Source organism: Kurthia sp. 11kri321, assembly GCF_001534765.1.
Classification (GTDB): Bacteria; Bacillota; Bacilli; order Bacillales_A; family Planococcaceae; genus Kurthia; species Kurthia gibsonii.
In genome coordinates, this window is the sequence record NZ_CP013217.1 from 1,518,207 (window position 1) to 1,538,677 (window position 20,471).

Annotated in this window: 18 protein-coding genes; 3 read left to right on the plus strand and 15 right to left on the minus strand. The window is 38.0% G+C overall.

All coding sequences use genetic code 11. The features are described 5' to 3' along the window. Positions 1–25: 25 nt before the first annotated feature. From ilvN to ASO14_RS07860, 6 genes are all read right to left on the minus strand, one after another. Entirely contained in the window at positions 26–541 is a 516-nt protein-coding gene (ilvN, locus tag ASO14_RS07835) for an acetolactate synthase small subunit (RefSeq protein WP_068453605.1), read from the minus strand. Next, on the minus strand, positions 538–2,226 hold the full coding sequence (gene ilvB / locus ASO14_RS07840) for a biosynthetic-type acetolactate synthase large subunit (protein WP_231727001.1): 1,689 nt from the start codon (positions 2,224–2,226) through the stop codon (positions 538–540). Before ilvB ends, ilvN begins: the two co-directional genes overlap by 4 nt. A gap of 445 nt (positions 2,227–2,671) precedes the next feature. Next, on the minus strand, positions 2,672–4,339 hold the full coding sequence (ilvD, locus tag ASO14_RS07845; protein WP_068453609.1) for a dihydroxy-acid dehydratase: 1,668 nt from the start codon (positions 4,337–4,339) through the stop codon (positions 2,672–2,674). Between the two features lie 33 nt (positions 4,340–4,372). Continuing rightward, positions 4,373–5,248, minus strand: coding sequence for a branched-chain-amino-acid transaminase (gene ilvE / locus ASO14_RS07850; RefSeq protein ID WP_068457391.1), 876 nt, complete (start codon positions 5,246–5,248; stop codon positions 4,373–4,375). 255 nt (positions 5,249–5,503) lie between these two features. Further along, positions 5,504–6,820 (minus strand): D-arabinono-1,4-lactone oxidase, encoded by a 1,317-nt coding sequence (locus ASO14_RS07855; protein WP_068453611.1) that lies wholly within the window; start codon positions 6,818–6,820, stop codon positions 5,504–5,506. Further along, on the minus strand, positions 6,808–7,977 hold the full coding sequence (locus ASO14_RS07860; protein WP_231726940.1) for an alanine racemase: 1,170 nt from the start codon (positions 7,975–7,977) through the stop codon (positions 6,808–6,810). The genes ASO14_RS07855 and ASO14_RS07860 overlap by 13 nt, the downstream gene beginning before the upstream one ends. Before the next feature lie 390 nt (positions 7,978–8,367). On the opposite strand from ASO14_RS07860, the gene ASO14_RS07865 reads away from it, so the two are divergent. Then, positions 8,368–8,922 carry a cysteine hydrolase family protein gene (locus tag ASO14_RS07865; RefSeq protein WP_068453615.1) on the plus strand — a complete coding sequence of 185 codons (555 nt, stop codon included), beginning with the start codon at positions 8,368–8,370 and terminating at the stop codon, positions 8,920–8,922. 54 nt (positions 8,923–8,976) lie between these two features. Here the strand turns inward: ASO14_RS07865 and ASO14_RS07870 are convergent, their stop codons facing one another. The 3 genes from ASO14_RS07870 to ASO14_RS07880 form a co-directional block, all read right to left on the minus strand. After that, the gene (locus ASO14_RS07870; RefSeq protein WP_087680637.1) at positions 8,977–9,474 is read right to left on the minus strand and encodes a hypothetical protein; all 498 of its coding nucleotides are present in this window, start codon (positions 9,472–9,474) and stop codon (positions 8,977–8,979) included. A gap of 91 nt (positions 9,475–9,565) precedes the next feature. Continuing rightward, on the minus strand, positions 9,566–9,970 hold the full coding sequence (locus tag ASO14_RS07875) for a hypothetical protein (protein WP_068453618.1): 405 nt from the start codon (positions 9,968–9,970) through the stop codon (positions 9,566–9,568). A 70-nt stretch (positions 9,971–10,040) separates the two neighbouring features. Further along, complete coding sequence (locus tag ASO14_RS07880) at positions 10,041–11,480, minus strand: DHA2 family efflux MFS transporter permease subunit (protein ID WP_068453619.1); 1,440 nt, start codon at positions 11,478–11,480, stop codon at positions 10,041–10,043. Positions 11,481–11,676: 196 nt separating this feature from the next. Here ASO14_RS07880 and mscL point away from each other — a divergent pair, with 196 nt between their 5' ends. Next, positions 11,677–12,066 carry a large conductance mechanosensitive channel protein MscL gene (gene mscL, locus ASO14_RS07885; RefSeq protein WP_068453620.1) on the plus strand — a complete coding sequence of 130 codons (390 nt, stop codon included), beginning with the start codon at positions 11,677–11,679 and terminating at the stop codon, positions 12,064–12,066. A 74-nt stretch (positions 12,067–12,140) separates the two neighbouring features. On the opposite strand, the gene speB is transcribed toward mscL, so the two are convergent. From speB to ASO14_RS07915, 6 genes are all read right to left on the minus strand, one after another. Further along, positions 12,141–12,995, minus strand: a complete 855-nt coding sequence (gene speB, locus ASO14_RS07890; RefSeq protein ID WP_068453622.1) for an agmatinase — start codon at positions 12,993–12,995, stop codon at positions 12,141–12,143. Next, positions 12,985–13,842, minus strand: coding sequence for a polyamine aminopropyltransferase (gene speE, locus ASO14_RS07895; protein WP_068453624.1), 858 nt, complete (start codon positions 13,840–13,842; stop codon positions 12,985–12,987). The genes speB and speE overlap by 11 nt, the downstream gene beginning before the upstream one ends. Beyond that, positions 13,842–14,279 (minus strand): adenosylmethionine decarboxylase, encoded by a 438-nt coding sequence (gene speD, locus ASO14_RS07900; RefSeq protein WP_087680631.1) that lies wholly within the window; start codon positions 14,277–14,279, stop codon positions 13,842–13,844. The genes speE and speD overlap by 1 nt, the downstream gene beginning before the upstream one ends. Next, entirely contained in the window at positions 14,276–15,763 is a 1,488-nt protein-coding gene (locus ASO14_RS07905) for an aminotransferase class I/II-fold pyridoxal phosphate-dependent enzyme (protein ID WP_068453626.1), read from the minus strand. The genes speD and ASO14_RS07905 overlap by 4 nt, the downstream gene beginning before the upstream one ends. Next, on the minus strand, positions 15,763–16,935 hold the full coding sequence (metK, locus tag ASO14_RS07910) for a methionine adenosyltransferase (RefSeq protein WP_231726941.1): 1,173 nt from the start codon (positions 16,933–16,935) through the stop codon (positions 15,763–15,765). Before metK ends, ASO14_RS07905 begins: the two co-directional genes overlap by 1 nt. 609 nt (positions 16,936–17,544) lie before the next feature. Then, positions 17,545–19,680, minus strand: a complete 2,136-nt coding sequence (locus ASO14_RS07915; protein ID WP_068453628.1) for a type IA DNA topoisomerase — start codon at positions 19,678–19,680, stop codon at positions 17,545–17,547. A gap of 197 nt (positions 19,681–19,877) precedes the next feature. On the opposite strand from ASO14_RS07915, the gene ASO14_RS07920 reads away from it, so the two are divergent. Then, positions 19,878–20,207, plus strand: a complete 330-nt coding sequence (locus tag ASO14_RS07920; protein ID WP_068453630.1) for a hypothetical protein — start codon at positions 19,878–19,880, stop codon at positions 20,205–20,207. Positions 20,208–20,471: the final 264 nt, after the last annotated feature.

A 20,471-nucleotide genomic window follows, 5' to 3' on the forward strand; every position in this document is an offset into this window, starting at 1 on the left:
TAAATTCCCCCTAATATTGTTTAGTTTATTTTAAAATCGAAATTTGCGGTGCTGGTTTGATTTGAGCATCTCGAACAAATGCTGTAACACCCGTTCTTGTTAGCTCTTTAATACCATATGGTTTAATGAGTTCAATAAATGCGTCAATCTTTTCTGGATCACCGACAATTTGATACGTTACTACATTTTTACCAATGTCGATGATTGATCCTCTGAATGGATCTACAATTGAATTAATCTCCGCACGCAAATTCGGTGGAGCAACAACTTTAACTAATGCAAGCTCACGCATTACGATGGATTTATCTGTAATGTCATTCACTTTTAATACATCAATTTGTTTTGAAACTTGTTTGACAAGTTGTTCAATTTTGCGTTCATCTTCCACATGTACGATGAACGTCATTTTTGAAATACCTTCTTGCTCCGTGTGACCTACTGTAATGCTTTCGATGTTGAATTGGCGCTTCATCAGTAGACCTGTCACACGATTCAATACGCCACTTTGATTAATAACAGTTACTGTAATTACTCGTCTCATCCTTTTTTCACTCCAATCATTTCAGCTAAGCCCTTACCAGGTGCAACCATTGGTGTTACAAGTTCTAGTTGCTTTACGCGTACATCAATTACAGCTGCTTCATCTGAAAGAATCGCTTCTGATAATTGTTCTTCAAGGCGATTCAAGTCATCGATTTGATAACCTTTTACACCATACGCTTCTGCTAGCTTCACGAAATCCGGTTGAACTGGAATCATAGAAGATGAATAGCGTTCGTCATAGAATGTTTCTTGCCACTGACGTACCATACCAAGACATGCGTTATTTAAAATAACGACCTTGACAGGTAAATTGAATTCTTTTAATAATGCAAGCTCTTGAAGCGTCATTTGGAAACCTGCATCACCTACAATTGAAATAACTTTCTTGTTAGGGAAAGCGAATTGTGCTCCGATGGCAGCTGGGAAACCGAATCCCATCGTACCAAGTCCACCGGATGTTACCCATTGATGCTCTTGTTTGAACTTATAGTATTGTGCAGCCCACATTTGATGTTGACCAACGTCTGTTGTCACAATTGCTGAGCCTTTTGTGATGCGGTTCACAATTTCCATCGCTTGTTGTGGTAAAATTTCACCTTGTGCTGCTTCTTCGTCATACCATAATGGATATTCAGTCTTGCACTCAGTTAAATATTCATGCCATTTTGATAAGTTTGGTGTTGTAAAATCTTTTGATAATAGTGCGTGTAGCGCTAATTTTGCATCCGCCACAATCGGTACTAATGTCTCAACATTTTTCCCAATCTCAGCTGGATCAATATCGATATGAATGATTTTGGCATTTGGTGCGAATTTCGTTAAGTCACCTGTTAAACGGTCATCAAAACGTGCACCAATGTTTAGAAGTACATCACATTCACTAATCGCCATATTCGCTGCGAATGTACCATGCATACCCGCCATTCCTAAGAACTGATTATGCTCTCCATCAATACAACCTAATCCAAGCAATGTATTCACAATTGGTAAATTATATTTTTCAATAAATTCAGTCAATTCAGCTGATGCATTTGCTGCTAAAACACCTGCACCTGCTAATACTAAAGGCTGTTCTGCTTCTTCTAATAGAGCAATCGCCTTTTTAATTTGTAAGAAGTTCGGTTGTGTGGTCGGCTGATAGCCTGGTAAATGAATCGGTGCATCGTCATCAAATTGTTCTGCATCGAATACTGTATTCGCGATATCTTTTGGAATATCTACTAATACTGGACCTTTACGACCTGTATTGGCGATATGGAATGCTTCTTTAATAATTCGCGGTAAATCTTGAACATCTTTCACTTGATAATTATGCTTTGTAATCGGTTGCGTAATCCCTACAATATCTGCCTCTTGGAAAGCGTCAGTTCCGACAACTGTCGTAGCAACTTGCCCGGTAAATACGACTAGTGGAATCGAGTCCATCATGGCATCCGTAATACCTGTGACAAGATTCGTCGCACCTGGTCCAGATGTCGCAATAACAACGCCCGGTTTACCTGTTACACGTGCATAACCTTCAGCCGCGTGAATCGCACCTTGTTCATGTCGTGCTAAAATATGTTTTAATGGGTTACGATATAATGCGTCGTAAAGCGGTAATACTGCACCACCTGGATAACCGAAGATAATTTCAACTTGTTGCTTATGCAGCGCATCAATAAATACATCTGCACCTGTCATTTTGGTTCGAGGTGTGACTTCTTTCGAAACACCCGCATCGATTTGATTTGTTGTTTCAACTTGAGTTTGAGCATTCATTTATGGATCCTCCCTTGTTATTATCACATGTATAAAGAAAAAAGCTTTTTCATCCACGCAAAAGAAAACCTTCACGTAGGGATGAAAAAAGCTTTTCATGGTACCACCCTTTATTCGTAGTAAAATACTACCTCATGAAACTATGCTCCCTATTCACCTAGCGAATAGAGTAGTTTCTTTATTTAACAAGCACAAAAGTATGCGCCCGAGGTTATCTAATAACTAATGTAGCGTTTAATAACCCACTCCGAGGGGATGTCAGTTTTGGCTATACTACCGGCTCACAGCAACCCGGCTCTCTGAAAATATAGATGGTCAAAACCTTTAACCTCATCAACGATTTATATTATTTAATTATTTTGAATTTTTAGAATTTCATAACTCCACCTGTAGAAGCAGATGTGACAAGATGTGAATAACGTGCTAACCAACCTTTTTTAATCTTTGGTTCAAATGTAGGTAAGTTTTGACGACGCTCTTCCATTTCTTCTTCTGATAATTCCACATTCATCGTACGGTTTGGTAAATCAATTGAGATGATATCACCGTTTTGTACAAGTGCTAGTGGACCACCTTCAGCAGCTTCTGGCGAAATATGTCCGATTGAGATACCGCGTGATGCGCCTGAAAAACGTCCGTCTGTAATAAGTGCGACGTCTTTTCCAAGTCCACGACCTTGAATCGCAGATGTTGGAGCTAGCATTTCCGGCATACCTGGACCGCCTTTTGGACCTTCATATCGAATGACGACAACATGTCCTTTTTGAACTGTACCATCATCAATTTTTTCTTGTGCTTCTTCTTGTGAGTTGAACACAATCGCTTCTCCGCGGAATGTTGTAATCGATGGATCAACAGCTCCTACTTTGATTACAGCTCCATTCGGTGCAATGTTACCGAATAAAATCGATAAGCCACCAACTTTACTGTACGGATCGTCTTTTGTGCGAATCACTTGAGTGTTTGTAATGTTAGCATCTTTTACATTGTCGCGCAATGTTTTTCCTGTAACCGTTATACGGTCGGCTGTAATCGCTCCTGGAATCGATACTAATTCGTTAATAATAGCAGAAATACCACCTGCTAAATGGACATCGTGCATGGATACGTCTGAAGCTGGCATAATTTTAGCTAAATAAGGAATTCGCTTCGCTACTTCATTAATATCTTCAATGTTGTAGTCAATTCCTGCTTCATGCGCAATCGCAAGCGTATGTAAAACGGTATTCGTTGAACCGCCCATTGCCATATCTAATGCAAACGCATCATCAATCGCTTCTTTTGTCACAATGTCGCGTGGTTTAATGTCTTTTTTAACCATCTCGACTAAATGAATTGCGGCTTGCTTAATTAGCTCATAACGTTCTTCAGAAGTTGCGACAATCGTTGCATTTCCTGGAACCGTCATTCCTAGCATCTCCATTAATGAGTTCATCGAGTTTGCAGTAAACATACCCGAACACGAACCACATGTTGGACAAGCATTTTCCTCAATATCTAGTAATTGTTCTGCTGACATTTTTCCTGATTTGTATGCGCCAACACCCTCAAATACAGATGTAAGTGACAGTGCTTCACCATCAGCTGATACGCCCGCTTCCATTGGACCGCCTGTAACAAAAATCGACGGTACATTCGTACGAACAGCTGCCATAAGCATACCTGGCGTGATTTTATCGCAGTTTGGAATGTAGAATACACCGTCAAACCAGTGTGCATTAATTACGGTTTCTGCTGAATCTGCAATTAACTCACGACTTGGTAATGAATAACGCATTCCGATATGTCCCATCGCAATTCCATCATCTACACCGATTGTATTGAATTCGAATGGTACACCACCAGCTTCAATAATCGCCTTTTTCACCATCGCACCGAACTCTTGTAAGTGCTTGTGCCCTGGAATGATGTCGATATATGAGTTACATACACCGATAAATGGCTTTTCTAAATCTTTTGTCTTAATACCTGTAGCATAAAGTAAGCTACGGTGTGGCGCTCTGTCCACACCTAATTTAATCATATCACTACGCATGCTGACACCGCCTATTTTTCTTAAGTTGTTAGTTTATACTTTTGTACCGTCTTGCTCGACGATTTTTCGGAACGTCTTGAGTAGGTCGTTTGTGACTTTTCCAGGCTTCCCTGTACCAATGACACGTCCGTCCACTTCAATAACAGCGATAACTTCTGCTGCTGTTCCTGTTAAAAATACTTCGTCAGCCACGTATACATCATGTCGAGTAAAGACTTCTTCCTTCGCCTCATAGCCTTGTTCACGTGCAATTTCGAGAATCGCATTACGTGTAATTCCCTCTAAGGCACCAACATAGCCAGGAGGCGTAATCAGCTCTTTGCCTCGCACAATGAAAATATTATCTGCTGAGCCTTCTGCTACATATCCTTCTGAATTCATCATGAGCGCTTCTGGAACGCCTGCTAAATTCGCTTCAATCTTGACGAGTACATTATTTAAGTAGTTGAGTGACTTTGTTTTTGGACTCAATACATCTGAACGATTGCGACGACTTGATGCCGACACGATTTTAATGCCCGTCTCATATAATTCTTCTTTAAATAGAGCGAGTGGTTCTACAATAACAATGACACTCGCTTTTTTACAACTTGATGGATCAATCCCTAAGTTGCCAACGCCTCTCGTGACAACTAAACGGATATACGCACTTTTCAATTCATTTACGCGAACAGATTCAACAACAATCTCTGTCATTTCTTCAATTGTGTAAGGGATTGTGAGCAGAATCGACTTTGCTGATTCATATAAACGAACTAAATGCTGTTTTAAACGAAAGATATTTCCGTTGTAAACGCGAATGCCTTCAAAAATACCATCTCCATATAGAAGACCATGATCATAGACTGAAATTTTTGCATCTTCTTTTGCAACAAACTCTCCATCTAAAAATATCTTTTGTTCTGTCATTTCGTTCACATCGCTTTCCCTTTGAAAATTTTATTTGGTCGTTTCAAATACGTTTTTTAAATTGTTATTATCATAGTGCGTTTTTCCAGTTACGTCAATGCTATTTTTTAAATTGTTAAACAATTCTAAAAAATGAATCTTTATTGAATACGCTTTCATCCTTATATCTGCTCGAAATTGTCATTATTCCTTAAAAAACAATATTTTTAGAAAACTTTAATAATTCTAAATCAAAAGACAAATAAGACGTATCTACTACGTAAGCTGGAATAATTCTTTGAAATATGGCGTTAAAAAAACACCTTGTGGATCTACTTTTTGTCGTTCTTCTAAAAAGAGTGGAAGTTGTGGATAGGCTTGTTGTAACTGCTCATAATCTAGTTCATTCATCTTACCAAAATGCGGGCGCCCTTTATATTTTTTCATAAGTGTATGCACCCACTTAAAGTAAGGTTCTTCGTCCATACCTTGATACATATGAAATGCAAAATAGGCTGTATCTTGTTCTTGCGTTGGACTAAGAAAGCCACTTTCTCCTTTGGCAACACGAATCTCAATCGGAAAATGAACAGCAAACGGATGCGATTTGAGTACAAAATGTATTTCTTCTAAAACAGTTGTCATTTGTTCAATGGCAACCGCATATTCAATCTCGACGAATCGTACTTGACGTTTAGACGGAAAAATTTCATAACTAAGTCCTCTTTTCCGACCATTTGGAACAGCATTCGCTGCCAGTTCACTAACCCATTTTGTCGCTTTCGGATACCACTTACAAGTCGTAGAGAGCGCTTGAAATAATGTATTTTCGATAAATTGATCGATTTGGTGCTGAATATAGGGTTCGCTTTGATTGGATGGCTCGACTTGTCGCATCGTCTTCAACTGCATTTTCTTTTGTCCAGGAAAGTAGAACCATTCCGCATGACGATGTGCTCGCGTAATTAAATGGGCGTTTTTTAAAGTGTCGGCTACATCGACATGACGTGAAACATATTGCAGTTCATAGAGTGGAACAGCTTGGAATGTCACGTAGACAATCACGCCAAGTAGACCGAGCGAAAGATGGAGGGATTGTGAGAGTGCATCTGAACTGCGCGTCACTTCTTGTAGCTTCCCCTGTCCATCTATAAATCCCCATTTCACTACTTGATTAGAAAGCGAGGTGAGCTTTAAACCTGTACCATGTGTACCTGTTGAGATGGCTCCGGCAATCGTTTGCTCTGCAATGTCGCCCATATTCTCAAGTGCCAAATTATAACGTGCTAAAATCGGTCCTACTTCATGTAAGTAAGTGCCACCCCAAAAAGTCGCTTGTTGTGTTACCGCATCTACATCTAATAAACCACGCATATGATGAAGTGATACTAGATGCTGCTCTGGTTTTGCTACCGGACTGAATGAATGTGCCGCGCCAACCGAGCGAATCATCCCCCCTTTTTCATACACCTGTGAAACGAATGTACATATTTCTTCAATCGTCTGTGGTTCATGTGGTGTGCAGCCTTCTTTTTTTACATTCCCTGCCCAGTTTTCAAAACGTCCTTGTCGCATCTTTTTTATAGAAAGCATTGTCCATCCCCCCTGTATGTGTTAAACGCTCCTTTATATTTTTCACTGCGTACGAGGTGAAGTGCTTTAAAATGTTCGCATAGTTCACCAGCCTTTACATGTCGAAAATAAACTGTATCTCCAATTTCATAATGCTCTTTCGTACTCACTTTTAAAGGTGTTTGTACTTCCCCAGCCCCTTCAGTTGGATAATAAGTGAGACCTGCACTTAAAATTGTCGGCTCTCTTTGTTCTGAAATACCTGAAGCGATATACCCCCCACCATGACAAACAATCGTATCTGATGTTGGCTTTCGCGTAACACGTAATGCGAAGCCAGCAGCTGATTCCAGCTTTACTGATTTATGAAAATCAAAAATAGACGGTGCATAGAATCCAGAACCAATTGTTACTTCCGTTACTTCTTTACTATTCGCTGTGAACGCCAAACTGCCTGTGCCACCACCATTCACAAATTGTAAATCTCCTACTTTTTGCTTTACGAGCGCTACCATTTGTTGCCTTAACTTCGTTACCTTCTCTTTTGTTTGTTGCTGTAATTGTTGGATCATTAAGCCTTTCGCTTTATTTTTCGGCTGATTTTGAACACCAGCTAATTGCGCTTCGTACCCCATAACCCCAACAATTTCAAGTGAGGACATCGCTTGAAGTTGATCGATTAATAACGAAGCATCATCAATTGTCGTAATCGATGAACGACGCGTGCCAAAATAAACAATAGGTGTTTTAATCGATAGATTTAAATCAATACACACATTCACTTTGACTTCTTGCTCTTTTGCAATTTGGTGGAGCCAGCCTGCTTGCGCAAGTGCGTCAATCATAAAGGTGATATCCTTCCCTTTTTTAATCCATTTACATAAATTTCGAACAGATTCTGTTTCATAAACAGGATAGCCAATTAAAAAATGATTGAGTCCCTGTTGTGCTAAATAGTCTGTTTCTGCTGCTGAATATGTCATATAACCACACATATACGGTACATGTTCTTCTAAATAACGAAGTACTTCCACTGACCGTACACTTTTAGTCGCAATACGGACGCGCTTGTCTTTTGTTTGGAGAGAGAGGGTTGCAATATTTGCATCAAGTGCGTCTAAATCAAGCCACGCAAATGGGCGCTCAAGTGTTTCAAAAGCTCTTTTATATTTCTTCAATGTAAAAAACACCTCCATTTCATTAAATACCCATTTAAGACAAAAAAATACTCCTTTATTTGAGAATCAAACGAATTCGTTCAGATTTCAAATAAAGGAGTAAGTTATGTGTATGTTCATATTATACATCAATGAAATTCATAGAAATCAATCGCAAAGTTGAGAATCACTAATGTATTGATTGCTAAGAAAAGTAAAGCCTGACGATTTAATTTTTTTGTTTCTAAAAATTCCATTGTAAAAACCTCCCTTGTTTTTGAATTGTTTTTATTATAAATGCTGAAAAATAAAAAGTAAAACATTTTGTCTATTTTGTGACAACTTTTTTTCAATCTTTTGTCTTCGTTCGTCTGCTCCCTTATAATGGTTAAAAAGGAGTGGATTAATTTTATGAAAAAAGCATTACTTGTTATTGATTACACACGTGACTTTGTCGCGACAGATGGCGCCTTAACGTGTGGTATTCCTGGTCAATTGATTGAACAACGTATTTCGAGCCTGATTCAAACTTTCCATACGCAAGGAGAATGTATTTTTTTCTTGAATGATTTACATCAAAAACAGGATCCACATCATCCAGAATCTTCTCTATTCCCACCACATAATATAGAAGGAACAGATGGACGACTCTTGTATGGCTCCATTCAAACAATTTACGAAAAAATAAAAAGTCAACCGAATGTTTTTTCGATTGATAAAACGCGTTATAGTGCTTTTGCAGGTACTCCACTTGCTCTTTTATTAAATGAAAGAGGTATTCGCGAACTAACGCTTGTTGGAGTTTGCACGGATATTTGCATTTTGCATACGGCAGTCGATGCTTATAATCTCGGCTACGATTGCACTATTTATACAGATGGTGTCGCAAGTTTTAATAAGACAGGACATGAATGGGCATTGCAACATTTTAAATCGAGTCTTGGTTTTACGATTAAAAACGATTAATTTTAAAATAAAAAATACAGAAGATGACATGAAAACTTATGTCGTCTCCTGTATTTATTTTAATTGATGATTTGTATTATTGTTGTGTGCATGATACCACTGTTGAATAATTTGGTCGTGCAGTTGTTTTGGTCTCTCTAAATAAAACCAATAAAATGCATATACTTTTTGAAGATTATGTCGTCCCATTCGTTGTTTCAATATTTTATAACATTGCTTTTTAGGGACAATGGTTGTTGTTTTCATACCGCCGACATTTGAAAATTGAACGGATTCAATTTCGTTCCAGTAAATACGATGACCATCACCATCCACTGTAATCCATTCATCATTATAATGAATTGGTTGCTTTTTCAATCGCTGATACCATAAAAACAATCCAAAATAAATAAACAACCCAGCTAACCCACATTCAATTAAGAAAAGGGGCATCTTTTCAAAAAACACATGAAATCCAACAATAAAAAAGAGTGCTATCATGAATAAACCAGCAGCTATACAGGCTATAATCGGTACCCATGAAATTCGATGCACGCTATGTTTGAAGCTCATACTTTCCATCTCTCTCCATATCTACTTTGTCGCAACAAAAAAAGGAACAACGAAATGTAGCTCCTTTTTTTGATTCTATACTTGTTGATTCTTAGAAGTCTAACGGTAGATGAACCGCTTTACGCGAATCCATCGTTGTTAAAAAGTTTACGATTGGGCGTAATTGTTGTTTTAATACATACCAACCGTCTTCATACATCTTTTGTGAAGCAGCTTCCATATCAATTTGACCTTCCATGTCAATTGTGAAATAACCACTAATCGTTGCTTCGATATGACGACGGAATTGTAAATCGATTAAATCAATTTGACCAATAATTTGTGCGCCTTCTAAGTCTTCTGAGAAACCCACTTTAACGTCTTTTACAAGATGATACTCATCATCATCGTCAACATCCACTTGTTTTGCTTCTAATAACTCAAGTAATTCTTTTTCTTCTAATAAATCGAATTTAATATTGAATATATCAAAGTCGTGAAATTCTACTATTCTCAAGAACCTTCACCCTTCCGCCTGTGATTAATCTTATTATACCAAAAAACACCGTTCTACTAAATAAAAACCATTAATGGCGAACTTTATTTTTTTGTAACATTGTCGCTAGTAGAAAAGCGATTACCGCAAAGACAGCTGCACCGATATAAACCACTTGTACACCGCTCGTAATAATATGAAGTAAGTCATTCATTTCAGCTTTTGTAAATAATTGATGATCGAACGAGCCATTCAATTGAATCTCACCTTTATCTAAATCGCGTAAAGGTTGGCTTGTCATGATGTTAAATAACACACCGAAAAAGGCTGCGCCAAGCGATTGACTAAAGGTATTCGTAAATGAATTTAAACCAATTGAAATGCCTACTTCATCTGGTTTTGCTGCTGCTTGAACCGTTAAAATAATGAGTGGCGCAATTAACCCCATTCCTGCACCGAGTACTGCTGTACTTATACCCACATATACGTACGATGAATCAGTTGTTAAAAAGGCTAACATTGTTGTACCTATGACAAGTAACAGTGTACCGGCTTGAATAATCACTTTATTTGGGAAACGTCCGACTAATGTACCAACTAATACAGAGCTAACTGTCCACATGACGGTAAGCGGCGCAATAAGTAAACCTGCTTGTGTAGCGCTATTGCCTAAAATGGATTGACCATAGATTGGAATGTAGACAGAAACACTAATGACAATCGACATCATCATAAATGTTAGCCCATTTACAGTCATTAAACGACGGTTTTTAAAAAGTGTTAATGGAATAATCGGTTCTTTTGCGCGTAACTCGACACGAATGAATAGGAATAGTCCAATCAGTGAAATAGCATAATACGCAATTTGTTCGTTTGAACCCCAAATACCTGTGTTACTTCCTTTAATAATGGATAGTAAGAAGGTGACAACAGTAATTGAAAAGATAACTGCTCCTAAGTAGTCAATATGGTGTTTCTTTTTATGCACTTTTTCATCATAGTAACGTGCAATTAAGAATAATGCACTTAAACCGAATGGTACATTTAATAGGAAGATATAGTGCCAAGATAGTTGATCAACTAAATAGCCACCTAATAATGGACCTATAACACCTGCGACACCCCAAATCATCGAAATATATCCTTGACCTTTTGCTCGTGCTTTTTCTGTTGGGAATAGTTCACCAACAATTGTTAATGTAATCGGAAGAATTGAACCTGCACCAATCCCTTGAATTGCTCGGAAAATAATGAGTTGTACCATCGATTGTGATACTCCTGCTAGTAAGGAACCTGTAACGAAGATACCAATCCCGATAATAATCATCTTTTTACGTCCAAAAATATCGGCTAATTTACCGAATAGAATCGTGGCAATGGCAGATGCTAATAAGTAAGCTGAATAAATCCAACTAATCAGCTCAACACCTGATAAATCTGCTGTGATACTCGGGATTGCAGTTGCAACAATCGTTCCTTCAATCGCTGCGAGTGCTGTAGCGAGTAATACTGCTAAAAATACTTTATTCATTTTTTAAATCCTTTCATGTTCCAGCTTATATACAAATATATATTATAGCACGATATTTTCTATTTTTAATACAAATTCCGTTCAAAAATCCCTATTTTTGTTAGGTTATCTATTTTATTTTTAATTTTTTCTTGAATACAATCGTACAGTTACGGTATCGTTAAGAAGATTATTTTATAAAAGGTGGTTTTATCCTATGTGGAACGAATTTAAACAGTTTGCCTTCAAAGGTAACGTAATCGATTTAGCAATCGGGGTTGTCATTGGGGGTGCTTTCGGTAAAATTGTTAGTTCGCTTGTAAACAATATTATTATGCCCTTACTCGCTAAGATTTTGGGTTCAGAAAAACAATTTGAAGACTTAACTGCTTTTGGCATTCAATACGGTGCATTTATACAAAGTGTATTTGACTTCTTTATTATCGCTGCTGCAATCTTCTTCTTTGTGCGTACGTTAAATAAACTACAATTTGCTAAAAAGAAGGAAGAAGAAGTCGAAGAAGCTCCAAAAGAAACAACAGATGATGTATTAAAGGAAATTCGCGACTTACTACGCGCACAAGCTGAAAAAGATAAGACTGAATAAAATAAACAGGCTAGAGTTTGACGTTTTTTATACGTAAACCCTAGCCTGTTTTTTTCTTCTATTATATATTGGAACTATTTCGCTAATGTTAAAAGCATTTCTCGAATTGTTTTACATGCGACTGCTGTTGAACCACCCGAAACGTCATATTGTGGTGATAACTCCACGACATCTGCTGCCACAATGTGATTGAGTGATTGGAATGATTGAATCGCTTCCATTAATTCACGATATGTCCAGCCACCCGGTTCTGGTGTACCTGTTCCAGGAAAGATACTTGGATCTAATACATCTAAATCAATTGTAATATAAACGGGTACATCACGTAACTTTTCAATTGTTTTTTGTAGTGTTGTAGCTGTGAAAGGTTCTAAATGTGTATGTTCTTTCGCCCAGTCAAACTCCTCTTTTGTACCAGAACGAATGCCAAATTGGAAGATTCGTCCATCACCTAAAAAATCATGACAGCGACGAATCACTGTCGCATGTGATAATTCTTCACCCAAAAATTCTTGGCGTAAATCTGTATGTGCATCCAAATGAATCACATGTAAATTCGGATATTTTTCATAGGCTGCTTGAATCGTTGGTAAACTAACTAAATGTTCGCCACCAACCATCATAAACTTTTTACCATCTGCTACTACTTGACGCGTATAGTCTAAAATCTCTTGCATCGCTTTTTCTGTATTACCAAATGGAAGTTCTACTTCACCACCATCAAATACACGCGTATCTTCTAAATCACGCTGTAAATAAGGAGAATATGTTTCTAAACCATATGAATCGGGACGAATCGCTTGCATCGCAAATCGTGTACCCGGACGGAAGCTGGTTGTACCATCAAAAGGAATACCGAATAACACGATATCGGCTTCATCGTATGCAGCTTCACATGCAATAAAAGTACTAATATTTTTATTCTTCACGTGCTAACTTCTCCTTCACAAATGTTGGCAGCATGAATGCTCCTACATGTAAATCTGTATTGTAATATTTTGTGTGTAAACCGAAATTTGACCATGCTTCTGCTTGTACATTTTGAATTGGATCGAATTTTTTTGAAGCGAATCCGAATAACCAATGTCCTGATGGATACGTTGGCATATGGAATTGATATACTTTCGCAATGTCAAAAATCTTCTTGATTTTCGTATGTGCTTTGCGCATATTTTCTGCGTATTCCGCAAAATATGGTGACTCATGTTGATTAATTAAAATCCCTTCTGCTGAAAGAACGCGGTGACATTCTTGGTAGAAAGCAGTTGTGAATAGCCCTTCCCCTACTGAAATCGGGTCTGTTGAGTCCACTAAAATTAAATCAAAAGATGCGTCAGGTGCGTTTTGAACATATGCTAAACCATCGTCAAAAATCATTTCCATACGTGAATCTTCTTCTACACCAGCTGCTGTAATCGGTAAATATTTTTGGCTTAGTCGGAAAACAAGCTCATCAATTTCTACCATTACGACTTTTTCAACTGATTTATAACGTAGTACTTCACGTGCTGTACCGCCATCGCCTCCACCAATAATTAATACTTTTTTGATATTCGGATTTGTCGCAAAAGCGGGATGTGTAATCATATCATGATAGACAAATTCGTCTTTTTCGTTGACCATCATTAAGCCATCAAGCGTAAAGAATGTACCAAATTCTTCGCCTTTATAAAAATCAATTTGTTGGAATGGAGAGGCTTCACTATGCAGCTTTTCTTCGTAAGCGATTGAAAATTGGCAATCTTCGCTCCATTGTTCTGTATAGTACTTCTTCATTATACTGTCGCCTCCACATACTGCTCTTGTTTCACTGTAATTTCTGCAATCTCTTGTTGTGCGAACTGACGAATTTTATCCGCCATACCACGTGGTACTTCGAATGATTCTGTCTTTTTCGCTTGCAGCTTTTGCTCTAAATATTCTGCTGCTTTCCAAGGGCTAACAGAGTCACCACATGTGTAAACATCTACTGATGCAAAACCATATTCTGGCCATGTATGGATTGTTAAGTGCGATTCTGCAATGATTACAGCACCTGATACACCGTATGGATTAAAGTGGTGGAAACAAGATTCTACGATTGTAGCGCCTGAGTAGTCGGCTGCTTCATTCATAAATTGCTCAATTAATTTATTTTGCTCGATAATTTCTGCTGGACAACCATAAAATTCGATTAATACATGTCTACCTAATGTTGATAATTCAATACTCATTGATCCTCATCCTTTACGACCGTTATTTTTTCCGGAAATTCATTTTCTGACAGAATATTGCCAATTTTCCGATTATAATAGTTATATAATGTCACGACTTTTTGTGTAATTTTTTCTCCTGGAATAATTAAAGGGATACCTGGTGGATAAATCATAATCGTCTCTGCACTCGTGCGACCAATTGATTGCTCAATTGGTATAATTTCCTGTGCTGCATAATTTGCCTGTTGCGGTGTCATAATGATGGGATTAATCTCATCATTCACAACCATTTCGAGTTGAAGCGACTGCGTTTTTGCATAGCGCATCTCCAAATCTTGTAAGGCATAAACTAGGCGATTAAGCGACTCCGCCGTATCAGCGTACGTGATGACGAACATCACGACATATCCTTCTGCTAATTCCGCTTGAATACCATATTCTTTTTTCAGTAGGCTATACACTTCAAAACCTGTTAATCCTAAATCATTTACACGAACAACTAATTTCGTCCAATCATATGCTTGTCCAAACTGCTTGTGCATATAAGACTCCTTTAAAACTTCATAATGAGTCATAGCATCAATTCGTTGGATTGCTGTCATGAAGAGTGGCTTCAATTTTTCAAGCTGCTCCGCTCCGTAAAGCGCAAAATCACGTCTTGCTACATCAAGTGAGCTCATTAATAAATAACTTGCACTTGTTGTTTGTAGCATATTCAATACTTTTTGCACATTTCCCTGTGAAAGGCGTGTTGTATTTTGTAATAAAATTGAACTTTGTGTCAAACTCCCACCTGTTTTATGCATGCTAATTGTGGCTAAATCTGCACCAGCTTGCATCGCATCAACTTGTTGAATTGCTGAAAGATGCGCCCCGTGTGCACTGTCAACAAGAACGAGCATGCCTCTTTCATGCGCCCATGTGCAAATTGCTTCGAGTTCATTCATCGCACCGAAATATGTTGGATACGTAATCAGTAAGACTTTTGCTTCTGGATGTTCATCCAGCGCTTTTTTTACTTGTTCCAATGTAATATTATGTGCGATACCAAAATGTTGATCGACAGTTGGCTGTATAAAGACGGGCATTGCCCCGCTTAGCATAATGCCATTCATCACAGATTTATGGCAATTACGCGGTACAAGTATCGCATCATTCGGTTTACAAGTAGCTAAAATCATCGCTAAAATCCCGACAGTTGTGCCATTTACTAAAAAGTATGCTGCATCTGCATGAAAAGCTTCAGCTGCTAGTTGTTGCGCCTCTTTAATCACTGAGACAGGATGGCTTAATAAATCGAGTTCTTGCATCGAGTTTGCATCCATCTTCAGTGTCATCTCACCTAATGTCGCTGTCATCGGGTGTAATACACCTCGTTTATGACCTGGCACATCAAATGGCGTGACATCACTTTTCGCATAATTGACAAGCGCATCATACAGTGGTGTTTGGGCTTGAGCCTGTGCGAAACGTGTTTGTTCCGCACTTGCTACAATGACCATTATTGCTCCGCAGCAACTGCTAAAAGTTGCTGTAAGGCATCAACTTTATTTAATCGCTCCCATGGTAAATCAAGTTCTTGACGACCAAAATGTCCATAAGCTGCAACTTGATTGTATTGTGGTTTGCGTAAATCAAGCATGTCGATAATGCCATTCGGTGTTAAGTCGAATGTTTGACGAATCGCGTGAATGATCTCTTGTTGTGCTACACGTTCTGTTCCAAATGTCTCGACTGCAATACTGATCGGTTCACTTACACCAATTGCATACGATAACTGAATTTCACAGCGTTCTGCTAATTCAGCTGCTACGATATTTTTAGCGACATAACGTGCTGCATATGCTGCTGAGCGGTCTACTTTTGTACAGTCTTTTCCTGAAAAAGCACCGCCACCGTGACGCGCTGCACCGCCATATGTATCGACGATAATTTTACGACCTGTCAGTCCAGCATCTCCATGTGGTCCACCTACAACAAAGCGACCTGTTGGATTAATTAAAATACGGAAGTTCATGTTCATATTGAATTTTGCTGCTACACAACCAATGATTTGCTCTTTAACATAGTTTTTAAACGCTTGTTCATCATATTCTTCGTCGTGTTGAATTGACATTAATACGGTATCCACTTGAGGATGCTCACGGTTTGAATAATCAATTGTTACTTGTGACTTCATATCAGGACGAGCCCATTTGAAGTCGCCATTTTTACGTAACATCGAAGCACGTTTTACTAATTCATGTGCCATTTCAATGGCAAGTGGCATATAGTTCTCTGTTTCAGAAGTCGCATAACCAAACATAATACCTTGGTCTCCTGCGCCAACATCTTGTGTATCGCTTGAGGCATCTACGCCCATCGCAATATCAGGTGATTGTGTGTGCACTAGCACTTGAACATCACATGTATGTCCATCAATGCCCCATGCATCATCTGTGTAACCAATGTTCACCAATGTATCACGCGCAATTTTTTCATAATCAAGTACAGCTGTTGTCGTAATTTCTCCGCCAACAATGACCGTATTCGTCGTAGTGAAAACTTCACATGCTACACGTGCAAACGGATCCTCTCTTAGTGCTGCATCAAGTACAGCGTCTGAAATTTGATCGGCAATCTTGTCTGGATGTCCCTCTGAAACGGACTCTGATGTAAATAATACTTTTTCCAATTTCTTGTTAATTCTCCTAACTTTTGCAAATTTAGGCACAAAAAAAGCTCACCCAATGTTAAGGAAAGCTTCGAAAAGTATCATCTGCTGTTCCTCTTATTGTTCACAAATGTCCATTTGTGCTCAGGTTCGGCCCACAGGATTTTATCCTGCATGAATAAAATTGTTTGGCCACCGTATCTTTGACCCCTCGTCTCAACGGTTATTAATAAGAGCTATATTCTTTATGCTGAGTTCAATACTAAAAGAATTATTTTTACAAGTCAATAAAAAATCCAAAAAGTTTTTTGATATGCTTTTTCGCATGTATGCATTCCTTTCGTCCATTATATGTATAAATATTCATTTTAAACATTTTTTATACAACTCTATCTTTTTTATATTTATATTAGAAAAAACACTGTATTTTTTTCACTTTTTTTGTATCTTTTTTACTCGTTTTCTGATGTCTTTCACATTAAAAAACAGCGCATTTTTCATCGAACATTTAAAAAGTTCTAAAATTCAGAATATAATTTCACTTCTTTTTTCGGTCTTATATGTCGTTTTTTTACTACAAACAGAGTAATTTAATTCAATAAAAAAAGAGACTGGCAATCATGCCAATCTCTAAATTGAAAAATCAAATTCAATTTTTTCTTGTGTTAATTTTAGTCGTGCTGAAAAACTCGAACCTTTTTTTGATTTAAAACCTTTAATTGGTTTCGTTAATCCTTTTTCACACAAATCACGTACTTGGCTTGCTGTAATTTTTTTACTCGCAATACGTTTTGAAATTGTAAATTTACAACCTTCTTGATAGCAAGAACAGCCATAAAAACTTTTTTTCTCTAATAACTCTCCTTGATGACAAGACGGACACTTCGCAATTGGCCCTTTCACTGCTGGTTCTGCTAGTTCTGCGGCAGCTGTAATATCTGTTGTTTGAACGATTTGCGGTGCTGTCTCAATTAAGTGACGCAAAAACTTTTCAATATTTTGAAGGAAAGCTTGTTGTGTGCCTGTGCCTGCAGATATTTTTCTTAAATAACTTTCCCACTTCGCTGTCATAATTGGACTAGCCAATAGTGATCCTGCAATCGCTTGGCACAATACCTTTCCTTTTTCAGTAATGGAAACGATATTTTTTTGCACATCAATATACCCGTGGCGCTTAATTGTTTCGATAATACTTGCGCGCGTCGCTTCTGTACCAATCCCTTCAACTTCCTTCAAAATATCGCTCTCTGCATCGTCTTCAATGAGCTTTCCACATGTTTTCATCATCTGTACAAGTTGCCCTTCTGTAAAAGGTTTAGGCGGTTGCGTCGTACCTTGATGAATTTGCACCATCGCATCTACATCTTCTCCCTTTTCAACAAGCGGTAGTGGAGGTGCTTCTTTTTTTTGTTCTTTTGGTGCAGGCCATAACTCTTGGAAACCGCGATCTAATTCCACTTTTCCAACTGTTTTGAATAACAGTCCTTGAACATCTGTCACAATTTTTGTTTCTTCGTACATATAGTCTCGGTGGAACATTGCTAGCGCTGAACGTACGATTTCCGCATAAATATTTTTTTCCATGAGCGAAAGACTTGCTAGTTTATCGGCAGATGGAATCGATTTTGTTGGGATAATCGCATAGTGTTCTTCCACTTTTGAGCCGTCTACATATCTTTTTGAAGCAGATAGGCGCGCTGGTTCAAATGGTTTTTTCATCATTTCTTGGTACTGTGGTAGTTTCTGTTTTAAGTAAGCAAACTCAGCGTCCGTAATAAACTGACAATCACTTCTTGGGTATGAAATGAGCTTTTTCTCATATAGAGATTGTGCTACTTCCAACACTTTTGCAGGGCTATACTTCCATATACGATTCGCTTTTTGCTGCAATGTTGAGAGTGAATGTAGCTTTGGAGGTAATACCTTTTTCGGCTTTTTTTCAACACTTTGAATTGTCGCAGGGAGACGTTTTTTCTCTTGAATATGCGCTTTTTCTAATGCAGCTAAAGCTTCTTCATATTTCTTCGACTTAAAATCTGCCTTCCCCGTATAAGAACCCATGCGCGAATGAAATTCACCTTTTAATTCATAAAAATTTTCTGGTTGAAACTGCTCAATTTCAACATGACGTTCGTAAATCATGTAGACTGTTGGGGATTGTACACGACCAACTGAAATCGTCTCATTCAAACCTTTTTCTTTTAACAGCATTGTATATAGACGACTTGCATTCATCCCGACAAGCCAGTCACTAATTTGACGCGTCTGTGCTTCGATATACATTTGATAATCTTGTTGATTATCACGCAATGTTTGAAACCCTTTTCGAATTTCTTCGACTTCAAGTGAATTAATCCAAAGTCTTTGAATTGGTTTTGACTTCACTTTGGTTTGTTTTAAAATTGAATAGAAAATATTCGATCCTTCTCTGTCCACATCACAAGCATTAATTAACATACTTGCCTCTTTAAATAACGCCTTCACTGCTTGGAATTGATCCCACTTCCCCTTCGCTACTTTGAACTCGTAGTTTTCAGGAATCATCGGTAATACTTTTAAACTCCAACGCTTCCATTCTGCATGGTATTCAGCAGGCTGCTTCAGTTCGACAAGATGCCCAACACCCCATGTAATCGTCGCACCATTTGGAAACGTCTCACATGGTTGTAATTCAATAAAATGTTTCGTCTTTCTTGCCACTGGAAAAGCCTCCGCATACGCTTTCGCTTGCGATGGTTTTTCAGCAAAAATAACAACTTGTCCCACGTTCGAGGCTCAACTCCTTTAATCTACTATGTATGCATTCATTATACCATTAAGTCGATTGTCGTCTGTTTATAGAATGTTTTATTTCTTCTTTTTGGGCGTAAAATACACTTCATTTTAAAAGAAACAGAACTTTTTCCTTTCTATTCTAGTAAATGGATAAAATGGTATACTACATACTTGGAGGTGTTCTCACTTTGAAAAAAACATTTTTATGGATTGGACTCATTCTATTCATCCTCTCAATTGGATTAAATGCGACATTACTGTATGATCAAAAGCGTTTAGGCGACCTTGCAGCCCGCGAAGAAATCCTCACTGCCACAGTCTTTGAATTGCAGCGACTAGGTTACGATGAAAAAGAAATTCAGTCCATTACAACTGAACATGATGATTTTTTACTAAAAGGGAAAGCACCCGAACCATACGACTATATCGTCTATGTTGAAACAACAGATGCACCAAATGAAGTGAAAGTCTTTACATGGGCAGATACAAAGCACTCTAAAGTTATTTTAGAAAAATAAAAAAAGGAATGATTCACGATGTTATATACAACCATTCGTTTCCCCAAACTTTTGATTCACTCATTTCTTGTACTTGTTCTAATGAACTTCCTCGCGTTAGTTGGTCATGACTTAGCAACACTGCTATTCCATCATCGGTTTGAAAAGAGTGATTCACTCATTTTAGTCCTCTTTCTTATTTGGCTCATGTTCGCTTTACACAACCCGCGTTATCAAAAGCACACTTCTTCTTGAAGGTGCTTTTTTAGTATATCTTCGTCCCGA